The sequence below is a fragment of the Methylosinus sp. Ce-a6 genome, assembly GCF_009811655.1.
Classification (GTDB): domain Bacteria; phylum Pseudomonadota; class Alphaproteobacteria; order Rhizobiales; family Beijerinckiaceae; genus Methylosinus.
This window is the reverse complement of record NZ_BGJX01000015.1, coordinates 75,802-95,063: the sequence shown is the minus strand read 5'-3', so window position 1 is coordinate 95,063 and position 19,262 is coordinate 75,802. Positions and strand designations below refer to the sequence as shown.

Sequence of the window (19,262 nt, the reverse complement as noted above, 5' to 3'; positions counted from 1 at the left end):
AAACCTTCGTCGTTCTGGCGTCGATCCAGATCGCAATCAGGCGGCTCGCGCGATAGTTGTCTTTTGAGTCAGGTTCTCAGACCAAAGTCGACATCGTTTATCGTGACTTTCAGTCCATTCAAGAAGCCCTTTAGGCCGCGTAGGCCGCGGCGCGCCAAGTCTTGCGCGCTGTCGACCTTGCTCAATGAATAGAGGAGGGATCGTAATTTTGGCGCAAGTAATTCTGGGAGATTCTTGCCCTCGTGAGCTTCGACAAATGCTGATTTACAGCCAATATCAGAGGAAATTTCTTCGATCCGGTTTAATAGAACTGTCTTTCCGACGCCCCGTAACCCGACCATTATTAGGCTTTGCGCAGGGCGTCCGGCCGCAACGCGCTTGATCGCATTGGTGGCGTCGTCGATGAGGGATGACCGCCCGGCCAATTCCGGAGGCGGAGTCCCCGCGCCGGGCGCGTATGGGTTGCGGACGATGTCCAATTCGAGCGACCTTAGCTAATTATAGCGAAAAAATCATATACTCAGATAACTTCGCTATCAAGCCGCCTTGGAGGCATGCCGTGGCGTTCCTTATTCGCCATCATCGGCGAAGGTCGAGGAATGACCCAAAGCGAGCGCGCCCCCCCCCTCACGCCCGCACCCGCACATATTCCCCCGGCGCGTCGCAAATCGCCTTCAGCCGGCCGTCGCCGGGGATGCGCGCCGGCACGCGCTGCGGGGCCTGGGCGGTGAGCCAGGCGAGCCAGTCGCCCCACCAGGAGCCCTTGTTCTCACGGGCGGCCTTGGCCCAATCCTCATAGGCGCCGACAGGCGGGCCGCCGGTCCAATATTGATATTTGTTCTTGTCCGGCGGATTGACGACGCCGGCGATATGGCCCGCTCCGGCGAGCACATAGCGCACCTCGCCGCCGAAATATTTCGCTCCCGTGAAGACGGATCGCGCCGGCGCTATATGGTCCTCCTTGGCGGCGAGCTCATAGATCGGGATCTTCACCTTGCGCAGATTGAGCGTGACCCCGTCGATCACCATGCGGCCCTGCGACAGCGCATTCTCTATGTAGCAGTGGCGCAGATAGAAGAGATGGTTGGCGCGCGGGATGCGCGTGCAGTCGGAGTTCCAGGTCAAGAGATCGAAGGCCGCCGGCTCGACGCCCTTCATGTAATTGTTGACGAAATAGGTCCAGAACAATTCGTTCGGCCGCAGCAGATTGAAGGTCGTCGCCATTTTGACGCCTTCGAGATAGCCGGTGCGGGCCATGGCCTCGTCGAGCGCGGCGAGGCGCGCCTCGTCGATGAACACTTGCATGTCGCCGGCGTCGGTGAAATCCACCTGCGTCGCCAGAAAAGTGACGCTGTCGATGCGGTCGTCGCCCTTCTCGGCGAGATAGGCGAGCGTCGCGGCGAGCATGGTGCCGCCGACGCAATAGCCGGCCGCCGCCACATGTTCCGCGCCTGTCGCCTGCTGCACCGCGTCGAGCGCGGCGAGCACGCCCTCCTTCATATAGGCGTCGAAGCCCTTCTCGGCCTGGCTCTCGTCCGGATTGACCCAGGAGATGACGAAGACGGTGAGGCCCTGCGCCACCGCCCAGCGCACGAAGCTCTTCTCGCGATTGAGGTCGAGCACGTAGAATTTGTTGATCCAGGGCGGCACGATCAGCAGCGGGCGCTCATAGACCGTCTGCGTCGACGGCGCATATTGGATGAGCTCCATCACCTGCGTGCGACAGACCACCTTGCCGGGCGTGTTGGCCATGTCGACGCCGAGCTCGAACTCGCTCTCGTCGCTCTGGCGCAGCTTCAGCATTCCGTGTCCGGCGGAGAGGTCCTCGGTCAGCATCTTCATGCCGCGCACGAGATTTTCGCCGCGCGCGTCGAGCGTGGCGCGCAACAGCTCGGGATTGGTGGCGACGAAATTGGAGGGCGAGAGAGCGCTGGCGATGAGCCGCGTGTAGAAGGCCGCCTTGGCTTTCATCTGCGGGTCGAGGCCCTCCGTGCGCTCCACTGTCTCGCCGGCCCAGCGCGAGGTCAGCGCATAGGATTGGCGCAGCCAGTCGAAGAAGGGATTGTCGCGCCATTCCGGCGCGGAAAAACGCTTGTCATTGGGATCGGACGGAACGATGGGCGGCGCATCCTCGCCGGAGAAGCGCCGCAGCGTCTGGCTCCAAATGTCGGTGAGGCCGGAAAAGAGCGTCGCCTGAGCGGCGTAAGCCTGCTCGGGCTTGGCCATCCAACGCTCGGCCACCACGCCGAGCGTCTTCGCCGCATCGGCGACATTGCTGGCGAGCTCGCTGCGTGTGTCGCCGGGCTCCATGCCGCCGATCGCGGCGGCCAGCGCCTTGCGTCCCTGATCCACGAGCCGCGCGAGATTCTCCGCGAAAATCTCGATGTCATGGCCGCTCTGCGCGGCCGGCGCTCGGACGACCGGCTTCGGCCGCGCCGCTGTCCTCTCCTTGGGCGAGGGGGCGGGCGCCGGCGCGGCGGGCGTCAGCCTCTCGACCAGCAGGCGCCGCTGCTCCTCGCTCAATTCTCCAGCGGCGCTCGCCAGAAGCCGGGCCGCGGCGTCGAGCGCGTCGCGGCGGTGCGTCTCGTCCGCCGTTTTCGCGGTCTTCTTCGCCGGCGCGGCTTTCGCCGGGGCGCCCTTGCCCGGCTTTTTTTCCGGCGCGCGCTTTGCGGCGGGGCGGGGCGGTTCGGCCTCGGCGCGCTGCATCTTCTGTATCTTTTTCGCCGCGCGCTTGCGGGGGCCGTCGTTATCGGCCGCGAGCGTCAGCACTCGCTCGCCGGCGGCGGCCCCTCCTTTCGGCGCCTCTGGCGGCTCGGCCGATGCGCGAAGCGGCGACCGCCGTTTGGCTCCGGCGTGCGAACGGCGTTGTGCGGTCATGGGCTGTCCTGTCCTCGGCGGCTTTCGGCCCTCGGCTGTGTCTCTTCCTTAGAGCATATCCCGCGGAGGTTCGGAAACCGTCTCCGGCGCAGAAATGCTCTTCCTCCAATACTTAAGCGCGGCGATGCGTCGCGGAAGGGCTGGCGCTTCCTTATTCGGGCGCCCCCTTACCAAAGCCGCAATGTCGCTCTATGACGGGAGCAACCATCCGGAGAAACCGATGATCTCGCGCCTCGCGCTCTGCCTGATCCTGTTCGCTGTCGCCGCCGGCGGCGCGCGCGCGCAGGAAGGCGGGTCGGAGACGGTCGGCGAGTCGATCGGCAATTTCTTCGAGGGGCTGGACATGCGCAGGACGCCGCCGCCGCCGGCCGATTTCGTCGTTCGCTCGCGGACGGGGGCGACCGGCTACACGCCCTTCGTCGCGCCGGCGCCCGACGCCGCGAAGGACGCCAAGAAGAGCGCCGCCCGCGCCGCCACGCTCGAGAAGGAGCTCGCCGCCGCGGCCGCCGCCAATCGCGCTCGCGCCGCCCGCGTCAAAATTCCCGACGCGCCGAAAGAGCGGCGCGCCGAGACGAAACAGCCCTAGCTCTTTCGAAAGGGTTTCGCGTCACAATCCTCCGCCGCGCTCAAAAAGGGCGCGGACGGAATTTTCAACGGATATCGGCGATGTCGGACTTCTATCGCATCAAGCGCCTTCCCCCTTATGTGTTCGAGCAGGTCAATCGGCTCAAGGCCAAGGCGCGCGCCGGCGGCGCCGACATCATCGACCTCGGCATGGGCAATCCGGACCTGCCGGCGCCGCGCCATGTGATCGAGAAGCTCGTCGAGACCGCCGGCCGTCCGCGCACCGACCGCTATTCGGCCTCCAAGGGCATCGCTGGCCTCCGCCGCGCCCAGGCCGGCTATTACGAGCGCCGCTTCGGCGTGAAGCTCGATCCCGAGACGCAGGTGGTGGCGACGCTCGGCTCGAAGGAAGGCTTCGCCAATATGGCGCAGGCGATCACCGCGCCGGGCGATGTGATTCTCGCGCCCAATCCCTCCTATCCGATCCACGCCTTCGGCTTTCTGATGGCGGGCGGCGTCATCCGCTCCGTGCCGGCCGATCCGACGCCGCAGCTCTTTCATGCGCTGGAGAAGGCCGTCGCCCATTCGATACCGAAGCCCATCGCCATCGTCGTCTGCTACCCCGCCAATCCGACGGCGACGGTCGCCTCGCTCGATTTCTACAAGGATCTCGTCGCCTTCGCGAAGCGGCACGATATTTTCGTGCTCTCCGACATCGCTTATGCCGAGGTCTATTTCGACGACAATCCGCCGCCCTCCATCCTGCAGGTCAATGGCGCGATCGACATTGCGGTGGAGTTCTCCTCGCTGTCGAAGACCTTCTCCATGGCCGGCTGGCGCATCGGCTTCGCCGTCGGCAATGAGCGGCTCTGCGCCGCGCTCGCGCGGGTGAAGAGCTATCTCGATTATGGCGCCTTCACGCCGATCCAGGTGGCGGCGACGGCGGCGCTGAACGGCCCGGACGATTGCATCAAGGAGATGCGCGCCATCTATAAGAAGCGCCGCGACGTGATGGTGGAGAGCTTCGCGCAGGCGGGCTGGACGATTCCCGCGCCCTCGGCCTCCATGTTCGTCTGGGCGCCGATCCCGGAGCGTTTTTCCGGCATGACCAGCCTCGAATTTTCCAAGCTCCTCATCGAGAGGGCGGATGTGGCGGTCGCGCCGGGCGTCGGCTTCGGCGAGCATGGCGAGGGCTATCTGCGCCTCGCCCTCGTCGAGAACGAGCAGCGCATCCGCCAGGCGGCGCGCAATCTGCGCCGTTTCTTCGAGAGCGCGGAGACGACGCTGCACAATGTCGTGCCGCTGCAGGCGCGCGGGTGAGGGCGCGCGCCGCTTTCGGCCGAACGAGGAGAGGAGCCGCGACCATGCGCTTCATTCTGATCGTGTGCGCGCTCGTCGTCTTCGTTCCGCGCGAGCCATTCGCCGCCGAGCAGATCGAGCGCGGCCGCGCCATCGCCAAGGCCAATTGCAGCCGCTGCCACGCCATCGGCGCGCGGGGGAAGAGCCCCAATCCGGCCTCGCCGCCCTTTCGCTCGCTCACGAAGAAATATCCGCTCGACAATCTCGAGGAGGCGCTGGCGGAGGGAATCGTCGTCGGCCATGGCGGGCTCGACATGCCGCGCTTCGAATTCTCGCCCGCGCAGATCGAGGCGCTGCTCGCTTATACGGCGTCGATCCAGCGCAAATGACGCCAGGCGGCCTCCTGCACAATTTCTTAAGACGACCTACGTAATTTTGTCACATGGAGGATCGGGCGCATGTGGCGGGCGCTCGAAGGCATGACGCCGCTCCTCCATTCCGGTGTCGATCCGGCCTGTTCCCGGTCGCGGAGCGTTCCGCGCCGACAGCTTCGCTCTCCCTCGCAACATATCCGCCGCCAGGACAATTATCGTCTCCGAGCGGCTCGCTCCATCCGGAGGCAGTGTAATGCGCCTTTCCATCGCACGCGCCGCGAGCCTGCTCGCCGCGATCGCGCTTTTCGCCTTTGCGGCGACCGCCGGCGCGAGCCGCTATATTCTCGGCGAGCTGCAGATCGGCGGCCCGGCCTATCAGAAGCTCGCCGCCGGCAAGGACTTCGTCGCCGATCTTCTGCCGCCGCCGCTCTTCTTGGTGGAGGCCTATCTCGACGCGGAGCGCGCCGCTTCCTCCAAGCTGGACGCGAGCGAGGCGAAATCGCGTCTCCAGGCGTCGCGCGAACGGTTCGAGCAACGACGCGCCCTCTGGTCGAAATCGACGCTTCTGCCCGCCGATCTCGTCGCCCTCGCCAATGGGCCGGCCGCGAAGGAGGCCGAGGCCTTCTGGCGCGAGATCGACGTCTTTTTCTCCGCGCTCGAGCGCGGCGACGGCGCCGGCGTCGAAGCGTCGCTGGCGCGCCTCGACAAGAGCTTCTCCGCCCATCGCGCCTTCGTCGAGCGTCAAATCGACAAGGCGAACGGCTTTGCGAGGACGACGGAACAGAGCGCGGTCGCGCTCGGCGAGCGTTACGATTGGGCGAGCCTCGCGGCGGCGCTCGCCATTCTCGGCCTTCTCGCCGGCGCGGCGCTCGTCGCGCATCGCCGCGTGGTGAAGCCGATCGTCGCGCTCTCGGACTATGCGGCGAAGCTCGCGCGCGGCGACACGCTCGGCCAGCCGCCCTTCGCGGGGCGCGACGACGAGATCGGCCGGCTGCGCGACGCCATCGGCGTGGTGCGCGACAGGCTCGAGGAGGTCCGCCTCGCCGAGACGCGCGCCGCCGAGCAGAACGCCGCCGCCGCCGCCAAGCTCGAAGAAAAGGCGGCCGGCGCCAAATGGTATATCGAGAATCGCGATTTCTTCTTCGCCGAATATACGGCCGCCATGGAGCGGCTGGCCGAGGGCGACCTCGAGGTCCGTCTCGAGAAGGAGTTCATCAAGGATTACGAGAAGCTCAGGGCTCGGTTCAACGCCGCCGCCGAGCGCATGCAGCATACTTTGCGCGGCATCGTCGCGACCAGCGGCGCGATCGGCGCCAGCACGCGCGACATCGCCCATGCGGCCGAGGATCTCTCGCAGCGCAACGAGCAGCAGGCGGCGACGCTGGCGGAGACGGCCGCGGCCGTCGACCAGATCACCGGCACGGTGCGCAAGGCGGCCGAGAGCGCCGTCGAGGCGCGCGAGATCGTCGGCGACGCCAAGACCGATGCGGTCAAAGGCGAGAAGATCGTCGGCGACGCCATAGAAGCGATGAGCGGCATCGAAAAATCCTCCGAGCAGATCGGCCAGATCATCGGCGTCATCGACGAGATCGCCTTCCAGACCAATCTTCTCGCGCTCAACGCCGGCGTCGAGGCGGCGCGCGCGGGCGAGGCCGGACGCGGCTTCGCCGTGGTGGCGACGGAGGTGCGCTCGCTCGCCCAGCGCTCGGCGGAAGCCGCCAAGGAGATCAAGGACCTCATCGTCGCCTCCAACGCCCGCGTGCAGGACGGCGTCGCGCTCGTCGCCGAGACGGGCGCCTCGCTCCACCGCATCGTCGAGCAGGTCAATCGCATCGATGTCGTCGTCACCGGCATCGCCTCGAGCGCCGAGGCGCAATCGACGAGCCTGCGCGAGGTGAACACGGCGGTGCAGGAGATCGATCAGGTCACGCAGAAGAATGCGGCCATGTCCGAGGAGACCAATGCGGCGAGCCGCTCGCTCGCCGAGGACAGCGCCGAGCTGGTTCAGCTCGTCTCGCGTTTCAAGATCGGCGAGATCGAGAGCCGCGCGCCTTCTGCGGCTCGCCCCATGCTGAAACGGACCGCGACCTCGCGCTCCGGCGCGGCCGTGCGAAAGGCGGAGGTCGCGCAGGAGGGGGATTGGACCGAGTTCTGAGTTTCGGGGGCGGAGGCTAGAGCTTTTCTAGCCTCCGCCGAAACCGCCGCCGGCCGGACCGCCGCCGAACCTCTCATAGCGTGACCTTTCGTGCATCCGCCGGCCGTTTCGCCCGGGGGCGATGGCGGACGGCTCGGCGACAGCATGAAATCGCCTCGCCCCTGCCGGTCGGATTTCCGCGGCAGACGAAAGCCGCGCGCCGCGCTATAGACGCCTTCCTCGCCGGGACGGAGCCGCCGCGCCATGACGACACTCTTTTCGCGCTTTCCGCTTTTCCTTCTCGCGGTTCTCATCGGCGCCCTGCCGGCGCGCGCGCAGGAGCGCTCCGTCGTTCCGCTCGATGTGATCCATGGCGCGGATGGCGGCGGCCGCGTCTATGTCACCATGCGTTTCGGCAATGTGATGGGGCCGATGCGGCTCGACACCGCCGCCTCGACGAGCCGCATCGAGCTCGCGCCATGGAACGAGGGATTTCCGGCGCTGGGCGCGAGCGTCTCGACGGGGGCCTCGGGGGCGGCGACGAGCTGCGAGGACGTCGAGGCGACGAATGTCGAGCTGAAAGCCGCGCAAGGAACCAACATCGGCCGGGCGACATATCGCGTCACCCGCTGCACGACCTCCGACGGGGACGATCTTCTGGGGCTCGATTTCTTCAAAGGCGCGCGCTTCTCGCTCGATCTCGAGGGCAAAGAGATGGTCTTCTTCCCCGAGGGCGAGGAGAGCGGCTTTCGGCCCTTCCGCCGTCTCTGGCCGGATCACAGGCTCCTCGGCCTCGACGTGCGCCTGGGCAAGACGGAAGCGGTCGGCCTCTTCGACACGGGCGCCGAAATCTCCGCCGTCGACCGCCGCTTCCTGGAGCGGCGCAAGGCGCTTTTCGTCCCGGTGAAGAAAAAAGCCGAGGTGAGCGATGCGTCGGGCAGGAAATTCGGCGCGAAAGTCTATAAGGCGAAAGAAATCGACCTCGGCGACGGCCATGTTCTGAAGGATGTCGTGGTCGTCTCCTATGACTTCGGCCCGCTGCGGGAGGCGTTGGGCGGCGAGGCGCCTCTCATTCTCGGCTTCGACATTTTGAGCCGTTTCCGTTGGGAGCTGGATTTGCGTGTCGCGGACGCCCCGCGCTGGAAGGCCGAAGCGCGCTAGAGCGCATTCGGACAAATCAGGTCCGAATGCGCTCTAGAGCTACTTGAATTCGCATGTTCTTTCCCGAAAACCGCTTCGCACTTTTCGGGAACATGCTCTAGAGCGCTTTCCGCTCGAACGGAATCGTTCGAGCGATCAGAATTCGCTCCAAGCAAGAAAAGCTGGACCGGAATCCGATCCGGTCGGATCGGATTCCGGTCCAGCCCCGGCCCTTTGCGCCTCCCGCCGCTTTTCGCTAATAGTCTGATGGAGCCGTCAGAGGAAAGAAATGTCCCAAATTCCCGACTTCACAAAAATCGCCTTCGCTCCTGTCGACGCGACCCCGGCGCAAGCCGCGGAGCCGCGCCGCTGGCTGACGCCCGAGGGCATAGAAGTCAAGAATTCCTACGGACCCGAGGATGTAGAAGGCCTCTCTTTCATCGACGGATTCCCGGGCGTCGCGCCTTATGTGCGCGGGCCCTATCCGACCATGTATGTCGCCCAGCCCTGGACGATCCGCCAATATGCGGGCTTCTCCACGGCCGAGGACAGCAACGCCTTCTACCGCCGCAATCTCGCCGCCGGGCAGAAGGGCCTCTCCATCGCCTTCGATCTCGCCACCCATCGCGGCTATGACAGCGATCATCCGCGCGTTTCCGGCGACGTCGGCATGGCGGGCGTCGCCATCGACTCCATCTACGACATGCGCACTCTGTTCGACGGCATTCCGCTCGATCAGATGAGCGTCTCCATGACGATGAACGGCGCGGTTCTGCCGGTGCTCGCGCTGTTCATCGTGGCGGGCGAGGAGCAGGGCGTTCCGCCGGCGCGGCTCACCGGCACGATCCAGAACGACATCTTAAAAGAATTCATGGTGCGCAACACCTATATTTATCCGCCTTTCCCGTCGATGCGCATCGTCTCGGACATATTCGCCTACACCAGCGAGAATATGCCGAAGTTCAACTCCATCTCGATCTCCGGCTATCACATGCAGGAGGCGGGCGCCTCCGCGGATCTCGAGCTCGGCTATACGCTGGCTGATGGCGTCGAATATGTGCGCGCCGGCGTCGCCGCGGGCCTCGATATCGACGCTTTCGCGCCGCGGCTCTCCTTCTTCTTCGCCATCGGCATGAATTTCTTCATGGAAGTGGCCAAGCTGCGCGCCGCGCGCCTGCTCTGGGCGCGGCTGATGAAAGACCTCGGCGCCAAATCCGAGAAGAGCATGACTCTGCGCACCCATTGCCAGACCTCCGGCTGGTCGCTCACCGCGCAGGACGTCTATGTCAACGCCATCCGCACCAGCGTCGAGGCGATGGCGGCGACGCAGGGTCATACGCAATCGCTGCACACCAATGCGCTGGACGAGGCGCTGGCGCTGCCGACCGACTTTTCCGCCCGCATCGCCCGCAATACTCAAATTGTCTTGCAGGAGGAGAGCGGCACGACGCGCATCATCGATCCTTGGGGCGGCTCCTTCTATGTGGAGAAGCTCACCGCCGAGCTGGCCGAGGCGGCCTGGGCGCATATTCAGGAGATCGAGAGCCTCGGCGGCATGGCCAAGGCGATCGCCGCGGGCGTCCCCAAGCAGCGCATCGAGGAAGTCGCCGCCAAGACGCAGGCGCGCATCGACACGGGACAGCAGGTCGTCGTGGGCGTGAACAAGTTCCGCCCGGACAGCGACGTCGCGCCGGATGTGCTGAAGGTCGACAATTCCGCCGTGCGCGCCGCGCAGATCGCCAAGCTCGAGCGCCTGCGCGGCGAGCGCGACGAGGCGAGGACGCAAGCCGCGCTCGACGCGCTGACGGAAGGCGCGAAGGGCGACGGCAATCTTCTGGCGCTCGCCATCGAGGCCGCGCGCGCCAAGGCCAGCGTCGGCGAAATCTCCTTCGCGCTGGAGAAAGTGTTCGGCCGTCACAAGCCCAAGGCCAATGTCATTTCCGGCGTCTATGCGCGCGAGGCGGGCGCAGATTGCGACAAGGTCGCGCGCGTACGCGGCATGACCGAGGCCTTCGCCGAGAACGACAAGCGCAAGCCGAAGATTCTGGTCGCCAAGCTCGGCCAGGACGGCCATGACCGCGGGCAGAAAGTCATCGCCTCCGCCTTTACGGATTTGGGCTTCGACGTCGTCATCGGCGATCTCTTCGCGACGCCGGAGGAGGTCGCCAAGCGCGCGGCGGAGGAGAATGTGCATATCGTCGGCGTGAACACGATGACCGCCGGCCATCTCGCTCTGACGCCGGAATTGCGCGACGCGCTGAAGGCCGCGGGGCGCGAGGAAGTGATGATGGTCGTCGGCGGCGTCATTCCCGAGCAGGATTTCCAGGCGCTCTATGACGCCGGCGCGGCGGCGATCTTCCCGCCCGGCACCAATATTCCGGAAGCCGCCGAGAAAGTGCTCGAAGAGCTGAACGTCCGGCTCGGCTATGCGCAGCGGGAGACGGTTCGGCGGTAGGCCGCGTTTCGTCATGAAGCGAGCCTTCAGGCTCGCATCGTTCGATCTCTGTAAGCGCGTCAGACCGAGCTCGCCTCGGGCGTCGTCGCGCCTGCGGCGGCGGGGTCGCCCGGCCCGGTCTCCCAGGCGACGCCGGGAATGGCGACGATGCGCCAGCCGCGCGCGTCCAGACGGCAGACGATCGCCTGCCGCTCCTCCATATAGGCGAGCAGCCGCCGCGCCCGGCCGGGCGAGCTTGTGCCATAGGCGTTGGCGACATCGGCGTCGGAGGGGCAGGGGCGGCGGTCGAAGGCGGCGCGCGCCAGCGACAGAAAGACGCCCTGCATATCCTCCGGCAGCGCGCCGGCCATGGCGAGCACCTCGGCCCAGGGCGAATTCTCGGCCTCCGCCTCGGCGAGCTCTATGCCGGCGTGCGCCACGGCCAGACGGCGGCGGAAGGCGGGCAGGCTCAAGGGCTCGCCGCCGATGCGGCGGATGCGGCAGCGCACGAGAAAATCCTGATAGAGCACCGTAATGGTGCGAAAATTGGCGTCGCTGTCGGCCAAAATCTCGCGCAGCGCCGCGTCTATGGCGGTCTGACGCTGCTCGGGCGAAAGGCTCGGCGTCGGCTCGACGGAAGGCGGCGCCGGCGGCGCGCTGCGGGCGAGGCGCGCCAGCACATCGGCGGTCGGCGGCGCCGGCGGCGGCCGGCGCGGGGCCTCGTAGCGCGCCTCATCGACGCCGGGCGTGAAGATCAGATCATGGGCGTCCTCGCCCGCGGCGGGCTCCGGCAGCGGCAGCAGCTTGGGGCTGACCGAGCGCGCCGCCGTCTCCACCGGGCCGATGCGCACGGACAGCGGGCGGCGCGCGAGGGCGGGGCCGAGAGCCACGAAATTGCCGCTCGGAAGATCGCGGAACATTTCGGCCTGACGCCGCTCCATGCCGATGAGATCGGCGGCGCGGGCCATGTCTATGTCGAGGAAAGTGCGGCCCATGAGGAAATTGGACGCCTCCGCCGCGACATTCTTGGCGAGCTTGGCGAGCCGCTGCGTGGCGATGACCCCGGCGAGGCCGCGCTTGCGGCCGCGGCACATCAGATTGGTCATCGCGCCGAGCGAGGCCTTGCGCGCCTCGTCCGACACTTCTCCGGCGGCGGCGGGCGCGAAGAGTTGCGCCTCGTCCACCACCACCAGCAGCGGATACCATTGATCGCGCTCGGCGTCGAAGAGCCCGCCGAGAAAGGCGGCGGCCGCGTGCATCTGCTGCTCGGCGTCGAGCCCTTCGAGGTCGAGCACGACGGAGACTCTGTGCTGGCGCGTTCGCGCCGCGATGCGCGTGAGATCGGCCACGCCGCGCCGCGCATCCACGACGACATGGCCATAGCGCTCCGCGAGCGTGACGAAATCGCCCTCCGGATCGATGACCGCCTGTTGCACCCAGGGCGCGCTCTGCTCCAGCAGGCGGCGCAGGAGATGCGATTTGCCGGAGCCGGAATTGCCCTGCACGAGAAGGCGAGTCGCCAGCAGCTCCTCGAGATCGAGAGCGGCGACGCCGCCGTCCGCGCGGGCGCCGAGGTCGATGGAAACCTTGGCGGTCGATGTCATCGCGACGCAAGTCCGGCGGAGAAGGGGCTGAAGATCATGGCGCGGACTCAAATCGATTCGCGCCGCGCGTTCAACTGCGCCGCATCTCCTGTGGACAAGGGCGCGGAGCCGGGCGCTTCCCGCCGTCGCCGCTCCTCCCCATCGCGCGAAAGCGTTCGATCCCGCTTCGCTCGGTCAGCGCAGCGCCAGCAGATGGCCTCGCGTCAAACGTTCGACCAGGAGGCTCATGAAAATCGCCCCGACCGCGAATTCGAGCACATAGGCGCGGTCCAGAAATCCGGCCCCCACGCCGTCGTAATAGGCGGCCCGCATCCATTCGATCGATTGCGCGATCGGATTATAGCTCTGCATGGTGCGATAGGGCTCCGGCAGATTGTCGGGCAGGAAAATCGTTCCGGACGCCATCCACAGCAAAATTCGTATCAGCGCGAAAATCATGGCCCATATCGGAATGGCGAGAGCCAGCGTTCCGTTGAAGAAGCCGACGCCGACGCCGAGCAGGATCGCGGCGCCGTAGGCGCTCGCCGCCTGTTCTATGTCTCGTGGCATCAGATTCTCGCCGAAAGCGGTTCCGATGCCGATGAGGATCAGAACGACGGCGCAGGAGGAGAGAATCTCCTGCACGATGCTCGCGAGCAGCACATCCATCACCTTGACTTCCGGAAAGGCGAGGAGAGGCCGGGTCGTGAGGATGGACATCATCATGAAGGTGGAGAGATAGGCCTGCACTTGAAACGGCACCGCGCCGGTCGCGATGAAAAGCATCGTGCTTTCGCCGACCGGGGCCATGCGGCCGTTGAGGCTGAACAGGACGATGACGATCAGCGTATGCGCCAGCGGCCAGGCGATCGCGATCAGATAGCCGAGGCCGTGACCGAAAAATCGCGTTCGGATGTTTCGCAGCATCAAAGCGAGAATCACCTGCCGCTGTCGCGCAAAGGCTTCCCTGAATTCCGATCGCGCATTCAGTTCGGCGTACATGGCTCGGCTCCACTCGGTTTCGGCGATCTCCGAACCGATGATCGGGTCGCTTTCGCTCGCAAGAGGCGAAGGGATTTCGCCTCGCATAGGTCTCGAATATGGCGCTCCTGCGGCGCGGACGCCGCGGAAGCCGAGATGGTGGGCGCGATGCGGGTTCGGCTGGCGTCGCGCAAAAGTCGTTTCTTGATCCGGTCGCAGCTTTCTCTTAATAGAATCGCCTCACGCCAGCGAGCGTTCTTCCCGGCGAATTGTCTTCGAAGCAGGCTGTTTCCATGCGTAGAACGGCCAGTGTGATCTCGATCTGCGCGATGTTTGCCGGAGCTCCCGGCCTCGCCGCTCCGTCGGGGCCGAGCGTCGAGCCGGAGGCGCTCGAGCATTATTCCTATTGCGTCGCCGAGGCGAAGGACCGACTCTCCGTCTTCGTCCTCTCGCGGCAGATTCTCTATCGCTGCCATGGAGATGTCGCCATCTCCTATTTCAACTATCTCGGCCATGCGCATGTCTTGGATCGGCGCGTCGAGGACGAGACTGGCGTCTATCTCTTTCGGACGATCAACGGCGTCGGACGATGCTGGAACAAAATTTTCGACGAAGCGCGTTTTCCGGTCTCGGCCTTCGGCTGCGAGATCTTCGTCGATATCTGAGCGTGTCGGCGCGCCGCCGCGCCCTGCTCCGCGAAACCGCCGTCGCCATATTGACGGCGCGCGGGGAGGGGCGCGCGCTCGCCCATGTCGCCTGGATCGCTCTCGCGGCGCTCGCTTACGCCTTTCTCGAGCCGGCGCCGCTCGGATGGTGGGCGGCGCCGACGTCGATCCTCTTCGGCGCGTTGGCGCTCGCGGCTCTGTTCGACGCGCGCTTTCTCGTTATTCCCGACGGTCCGCTGATCCTTCTTCTGCTGCTCGGCCTCGCCATGCTGCCGCCGGATGGCCATGAGGCGGCGCTGCGCCTCGCGGCGGCGGCCGGCGGCTATGGAGCCCTGCGCGCGATCGACGCCGCCTATCGCCTATTGCGGGGGCGCGACGGGCTCGGCCTCGCCGACGCCCATTTGCTGGGGATCGCCGGCCTGTGGCTGGGGCCGGCCGCCCTGCCCGGATGCCTGCTCGTCGCGACCCTTTCCGCCTTCGTCTCCGCGCTCATCGCGGCGCGCGACGGGGCTCTCGGCGATATGACTCGCCCCATCCCCTTCGGGCCGCATCTCGCGCTCGGCTTCTGGCTCTGCTGGAGCCTCGGGCCGCTCGAGGCGGGATGATCGCGTCACAGCGGATTTTGCCGAATGCCGACGACGAAAGAGGCGTCGATGAGCTTGCCGTTGCGCTTCGCCGTGAGCCGCACCGAGACGAGCCGCGGCGCGACGATGCGCTCCGACCAGATGTTCGTCCAGCTCGGGGCGGCGTTCGGCTCGGCCGCGCCGAAATAGGCGAGCTCGAAAGTCGCGAGTCCGCGTAGCGCCGTCGTCGCGCGCGTCGGCGCGCCCGCGCCGCCGAACCAGGCTTCCTGCCGCAGCACGCCGGAGCGGACGGCGAGCTCGTCGCCGGATAGCGATATCTCCGTCAGCGCGAGGCCGCCCCAATCCGCGCCGCCGTCGCTCGTCGTCACCAGCCTTATGCGATCCGGGCGGCCCTCGAAGGCGACCGTCGGCGCGCCGTCCCGCCTGGTCAAAGGAATGGGAAAGGCGCGCGACAATAGGGCTTCGAGCGCGCCGGCGGCCTCCTCCACCTCCTGCACGCCCTCATAGTCGCGGCCCGTCTCCCAGACGCGCTTGCCGAGACGAAAGCCGCCCGCGATCGCGCCGACGATCAGCGACATCAGAGCGATCGAGAGCAGCACCTCGATCAGGGTGAAGCCGCGGGAGCGAATGGGAGCCTTCATCGCTGCGTCCCGCTCGCGTCGATCTTGACCGTTTGCAGCGTCAGCCTGTCGCCCGGCGCGGCGTCGCCCGGCCGGCGTATGGTGAGCGCCACGGCGCAGGCGACGGTCTCGCCGAGGCCAGCGCGGTCGGACGCCGTCCGGCACGCGCCGATCGTCAGCGACCAGAGCAACCCGTCCGAATAGCGTCCCGAGGTCTCGCCGGCGACGAGCGGCGTCTCGACGCCGAGCGCCTCGATCTGCGAGCGCCCTTGCCGCGCGGCGCGCAGCAGGAAGTCGCCGCGACTCTCGTTGCGCGCGCCGAGGCCGACGCCTTGCAGCAGCCCGCCCAGAACCAGCGCGAGAATCAGAAAGGCCGCGAGCGCCTCGATCAGCGCGAAGCCGCGCCGCGCCGTGATAGGCGCCGGACGCGTTCGCGATCTGACCGGACGGAAAACGCGTCTCGCTTCTCGCAAAAACGATCGCTCTAATGGAGAACGCATCGCGTCGCTCCGGTGAGCCAATTCACGGCGATTTCGGCGCGCGCGCCCGAAAGGCCGATCGAAACCACGCCTCCCGAGGAGCCGCCGTCGGGAAAGAAGGAGATGGCTCCGCGCGAGGGCCCCGATCGCTCGCGCTCGGACACGGAGAATTCGATTCTGGCGTCCCCCGGCAGCGCCGTCGTGGCGATGGCGGGAGAAAAGAAGGCTTTTCGATGCAGATCGATCGTCAGCGCCTGCTCGCTCGCCATGGAGATCGCCCGCATGCGCGTCGTGCGCAGCGCGACGCACAGCGAGCGCATCGCGCTCTCGACGCGCAGACGCGGCGAGGGCCGGCGCGTGAACTGCCCGGCCATTCCCGCGAGAAGCGCCACGATCGCCATGACGGCGAGCATTTCAAGCAGCGAGAATCCGCGCCTGCGCCGCGCGCCGCGGGCGAAAGGAGGTCTCATCGCATCGCGAGATCATTGATGCCGAGAACGGCGTCCATCACCGTCATCACCAGTCCGCCGACGACGGCGGCGATGAGGATGGTCAGGGTCGGCGTGACGAGGCCGACCGCCTGTTCGAGGCTTCGCTGCGTCTGCCGCTCCAGCATGGATGCGTGACGCAGCAGCATGTCGTCGAGCCGGCCGGCCTCCTCGCCGATGCGGGTCATCGTCGGCGTCGTCGCGGGGAGCCGCTCGAAACGCTCCAGCGCCGAGCTCAGCGCGCCGCCGCCGCGCACGCTCTCGATGACTTTCGCGAGCTCCGCTGAAAAATAACGGTCGGAGAGCGCCGCCCGCGCGCTCTCGAGGCCTTGCAGCAGCGGCACGCCGGCTTTGAGCGACGAGCCGAGCGTATAGGCGAAGCGCGCGGTTTGCAGCTTGGCGGCGAGCGGGCCGGCGTAGGGCAGAGCGAGCAGCGCGCGATCGAAGCGCACGCCGAATTCGGGACTGGCGGCGGCGTATCGCCTCAGCGCGAAGACGAGAGCCGCGACGAGCGCGAGGCCGGCGACGCCCCATCGCCAATTGGCCGAGACGTCGATGACGAATTGCAGGCCGGCGGGCATGGGCTGGCCGCTGTCGGCGAAGATCGGCGCGATATTGGGAACGAGCGCGCCGAGCACCACCGCCGTCGAGACGATCGCCAGCACGATCAGCAGCGCCGGATAGACGAGGCCGCTCTGAATGCGCCCGCGCATCTCGAGGCGCCGCTCCAATATATCGGCCATGTCGGCGAGCGCCTGCGCCGCATTGCCCATGGTTTCGCCGGCGCGCACGATATTGATGTAATCGGCGCCGAAGAGATCCGCGCGCGTCGCCAGAGCGTCGGACAGCGACGCGCCGTCGACGACGCGCCGCAAGATCTCGTCCGCCAGAGCGCGCAGCGCCGGCGTCGCGCTCTGCGTCGACAGCAGCCGCAGGCTGTGGTCGAGCGGCACGTCGGCCTGTTCCAGCGTGGCGAATTCGCGCGTGAAGGAGGCGATGTCGGCGGCGGAGGGCTTGCGGACGCCGAATTGCAGCGTCAGCAGCGAGCCCTTCGCCCCGGCGCGAGTCTCGCGCAAGGAGAGCGGCGTGAGGCCGCGCCGCCACAGAGCGTCCTCGGCGTCCGCGGTCGAGCGCGCCTCTATGTCGCCTTCGACGAGATCGCCGATCGACGAATAGGCGCGGTAGCGAAAATTGGACATGTCAATCGACCTGCGTCACGCGCAGCACTTCGTCGATGCTGGTCTCGCCGCGCCAGGCCTTGCCCATGCCGCATTGATACATCGTCGTCATGCCGGCGTCGCGCGCCGCCGCCGCCATCGTCGCCTCGGGCGCCGACTCGCAGACGAGCCGCCGCATCGGCTCGTTCAGGACCAGCATTTCCGCGATCGTCGAACGTCCGGCGTAGCCAGTCTGGCGGCAGGAGGGGCAGCCCCCCGGCGCGCCGAGCCTCTCGGGCTCTCGGATGAAAGCTTCGGCCGCGAGACGGCCGCGCCATTGCGCGCGCTCGGGCAGCGGCCGGGCGCAGGAGCGGCACAGGCGCCGCACCAGACGCTGCGCCATGATCGCCTTGACCGTCGAGGCGATGAGATAGGGCTCGACGCCCATGTCGATGAGGCGCGTGATCGAGCCCACCGCGCTGTTGGTGTGCAGCGTCGAGAAGACGAGATGTCCAGTCAATGACGCCTGTATGGCGATCCTCGCCGTCTCGGCGTCGCGAATCTCGCCGATCATGATGATGTCCGGGTCCTGGCGCAGCATGGCGCGCAGGCTCGTCGGAAAATCGAGGCCGATCGCCGGCTGCACCTGCACCTGATTGACGCCGGCGAGCTGATATTCGATCGGATCCTCGACAGTGAACACTTTCACTTCCGGACGGGCGAGCTCCTTCAGCGCCGTGTAGAGAGTCGTGGTCTTGCCGCTGCCGGTCGGGCCGGTGACGAGCACGATGCCGTTCGGGCTGCGCATCACCTTGCGCAGCGAGGCGATCACGCCCGGCTCGAAGCCGAGCGCGTCGAAGTCGAGCGCGACCTGGCTGCGGTCGAGAATGCGCAGCACGATGCTCTCGCCATGCGCCGTCGGAATGGTGGAGACGCGAAAATCGATATCGACGCCGCGCACGGCGAGCTTGATGCGGCCGTCCTGCGGCAGCCGCCGCTCGGCGATGTCGAGCCGCGCCATGATTTTTATGCGCGAGGTGATGGCGGCTTTGAGGCCCGGCGGCAGCGTGTCCACCGTGCGCAAGGCGCCGTCGATGCGATAGCGCAGCTGCACGGCGTCGAGCCCGGGCTCGATATGAATGTCGGAGGCGCGCGCCTCGATCGCCCCGCCGACGATCTGATTGACGCGCCGAATGACCGGCGCCTCATTGGCGATGTCGCGCAGGCGCTGCAGATCGAAGTCGCTGGCGTCTTCGGCCCTCGCATCGGCTTCGACCAGCGTCGAGCCGTCGGAGCGATCGCCGTAGAGGCTGGCCCAGGCCTTTTCGAACAGAGCCGGCGTCGCGATGCGCAGATCGTGCGCGAGGCCCGTGGAATAGGCCAGCGCCTCCATAGGGCCGTTGTCGAGCGGATCGAGAACGGCGAGCGTGAGACGTTCGCTGGTCGCGGCGAGCGGGAGGATGCCGTTGGCGCGGATGAATCGTTTCGGAATCCGCGCTTCGAGCACCGGCTCGGCCGGCGTCTCCTCCGCCGACATCACGGGAATTTGCAGGAATTTGCCGAGATGGAGACAAAGATCGTTTTCGGAGACGAGCCCGAGCTTCGTCAACACGTGATCGAAGCGCTCGCCGCTCTGGCGCGCCGCCCGCTGCGAGCGTTGCAGGGCGAGCTCGTCGATGACCTTCTCACGAAGCAGATAGGCGCCGAACGCTTCCAGCAGCGCGCCGTTCTGGGCATCGGGCCGGGGCGACGTCGCCCGCGAAATCACGCCGTCGGTCATCGAAAGAGCTCGCTCGAAATGTTCGGACCTCTCCGCCGATTCGCCTCTGAGATTGGCGACGGAGCGCTGGCGCCGCGCGGGATCGAATGGTAGCCTCGCGGCG

Annotated in this window: 17 protein-coding genes; 8 read left to right on the top strand and 9 right to left on the bottom strand. The window is 66.8% G+C overall.

The features are described 5' to 3' along the window. Window positions 1–68: 68 nt before the first annotated feature. Together Mspo_RS11415 and phaC are read right to left on the bottom strand one after the other, a co-directional pair. On the bottom strand, window positions 69–479 hold the full coding sequence (locus tag Mspo_RS11415) for an AAA family ATPase (RefSeq protein WP_159729816.1): 411 nt from the start codon (window positions 477–479) through the stop codon (window positions 69–71). A gap of 148 nt (window positions 480–627) precedes the next feature. Further along, window positions 628–2,877, bottom strand: coding sequence for a class I poly(R)-hydroxyalkanoic acid synthase (gene phaC, locus Mspo_RS11410; RefSeq protein ID WP_159729814.1), 2,250 nt, complete (start codon window positions 2,875–2,877; stop codon window positions 628–630). Between the two features lie 220 nt (window positions 2,878–3,097). On the opposite strand from phaC, the gene Mspo_RS11405 reads away from it, so the two are divergent. The 6 genes from Mspo_RS11405 to scpA all read left to right on the top strand — a co-directional run bounded on the left by Mspo_RS11405 (window position 3,098) and on the right by scpA (window position 10,843). Further along, window positions 3,098–3,463 (top strand): hypothetical protein, encoded by a 366-nt coding sequence (locus Mspo_RS11405; protein ID WP_159729812.1) that lies wholly within the window; start codon window positions 3,098–3,100, stop codon window positions 3,461–3,463. Between the two features lie 80 nt (window positions 3,464–3,543). Then, a complete protein-coding gene (locus Mspo_RS11400; protein ID WP_159729810.1) occupies window positions 3,544–4,761 on the top strand; it encodes an LL-diaminopimelate aminotransferase in 1,218 nt (405 codons plus the stop codon). Window positions 4,762–4,805: 44 nt separating this feature from the next. Then, window positions 4,806–5,129: a cytochrome c gene (locus Mspo_RS11395; protein ID WP_159729809.1), complete on the top strand. Its 324-nt coding sequence runs from the start codon at window positions 4,806–4,808 to the stop codon at window positions 5,127–5,129. A gap of 238 nt (window positions 5,130–5,367) precedes the next feature. Further along, window positions 5,368–7,269 carry a HAMP domain-containing methyl-accepting chemotaxis protein gene (locus tag Mspo_RS11390; protein WP_159729807.1) on the top strand — a complete coding sequence of 634 codons (1,902 nt, stop codon included), beginning with the start codon at window positions 5,368–5,370 and terminating at the stop codon, window positions 7,267–7,269. A gap of 243 nt (window positions 7,270–7,512) precedes the next feature. Then, window positions 7,513–8,409 (top strand): retropepsin-like aspartic protease, encoded by an 897-nt coding sequence (locus tag Mspo_RS11385; RefSeq protein ID WP_159729805.1) that lies wholly within the window; start codon window positions 7,513–7,515, stop codon window positions 8,407–8,409. Window positions 8,410–8,677: 268 nt separating this feature from the next. Further along, window positions 8,678–10,843, top strand: a complete 2,166-nt coding sequence (scpA, locus tag Mspo_RS11380) for a methylmalonyl-CoA mutase (protein WP_159729803.1) — start codon at window positions 8,678–8,680, stop codon at window positions 10,841–10,843. Window positions 10,844–10,902: 59 nt separating this feature from the next. Here scpA and Mspo_RS11375 read toward each other — a convergent pair whose 3' ends face one another. Next, window positions 10,903–12,426 carry an ATP-binding protein gene (locus Mspo_RS11375; RefSeq protein WP_159729801.1) on the bottom strand — a complete coding sequence of 508 codons (1,524 nt, stop codon included), beginning with the start codon at window positions 12,424–12,426 and terminating at the stop codon, window positions 10,903–10,905. Window positions 12,427–12,600: 174 nt separating this feature from the next. After that, window positions 12,601–13,407 carry an ABC transporter permease gene (locus Mspo_RS11370; RefSeq protein WP_159729799.1) on the bottom strand — a complete coding sequence of 269 codons (807 nt, stop codon included), beginning with the start codon at window positions 13,405–13,407 and terminating at the stop codon, window positions 12,601–12,603. 308 nt (window positions 13,408–13,715) lie between these two features. Here Mspo_RS11370 and Mspo_RS11365 point away from each other — a divergent pair, with 308 nt between their 5' ends. After that, on the top strand, window positions 13,716–14,051 hold the full coding sequence (locus Mspo_RS11365) for a hypothetical protein (RefSeq protein ID WP_244613363.1): 336 nt from the start codon (window positions 13,716–13,718) through the stop codon (window positions 14,049–14,051). A gap of 2 nt (window positions 14,052–14,053) precedes the next feature. Beyond that, on the top strand, window positions 14,054–14,656 hold the full coding sequence (locus Mspo_RS11360) for a prepilin peptidase (RefSeq protein ID WP_244613360.1): 603 nt from the start codon (window positions 14,054–14,056) through the stop codon (window positions 14,654–14,656). Window positions 14,657–14,661: 5 nt separating this feature from the next. On the opposite strand, the gene Mspo_RS11355 is transcribed toward Mspo_RS11360, so the two are convergent. From Mspo_RS11355 to Mspo_RS11335, 5 genes are read right to left on the bottom strand one after another with little or no spacing between them, the layout of a single operon-like run. Continuing rightward, entirely contained in the window at window positions 14,662–15,276 is a 615-nt protein-coding gene (locus tag Mspo_RS11355; protein WP_159729795.1) for a type II secretion system protein J, read from the bottom strand. Continuing rightward, window positions 15,273–15,755, bottom strand: a complete 483-nt coding sequence (locus Mspo_RS11350; protein ID WP_244613357.1) for a type II secretion system protein — start codon at window positions 15,753–15,755, stop codon at window positions 15,273–15,275. Before Mspo_RS11350 ends, Mspo_RS11355 begins: the two co-directional genes overlap by 4 nt. Further along, window positions 15,740–16,204 carry a prepilin-type N-terminal cleavage/methylation domain-containing protein gene (locus tag Mspo_RS11345; protein ID WP_159729793.1) on the bottom strand — a complete coding sequence of 155 codons (465 nt, stop codon included), beginning with the start codon at window positions 16,202–16,204 and terminating at the stop codon, window positions 15,740–15,742. The genes Mspo_RS11350 and Mspo_RS11345 overlap by 16 nt, the downstream gene beginning before the upstream one ends. After that, window positions 16,201–17,421 carry a type II secretion system F family protein gene (locus tag Mspo_RS11340; RefSeq protein WP_159729791.1) on the bottom strand — a complete coding sequence of 407 codons (1,221 nt, stop codon included), beginning with the start codon at window positions 17,419–17,421 and terminating at the stop codon, window positions 16,201–16,203. Before Mspo_RS11340 ends, Mspo_RS11345 begins: the two co-directional genes overlap by 4 nt. 1 nt (window position 17,422) lies before the next feature. Further along, window positions 17,423–19,159: a GspE/PulE family protein gene (locus Mspo_RS11335; protein ID WP_159729789.1), complete on the bottom strand. Its 1,737-nt coding sequence runs from the start codon at window positions 19,157–19,159 to the stop codon at window positions 17,423–17,425. Window positions 19,160–19,262: the final 103 nt, after the last annotated feature.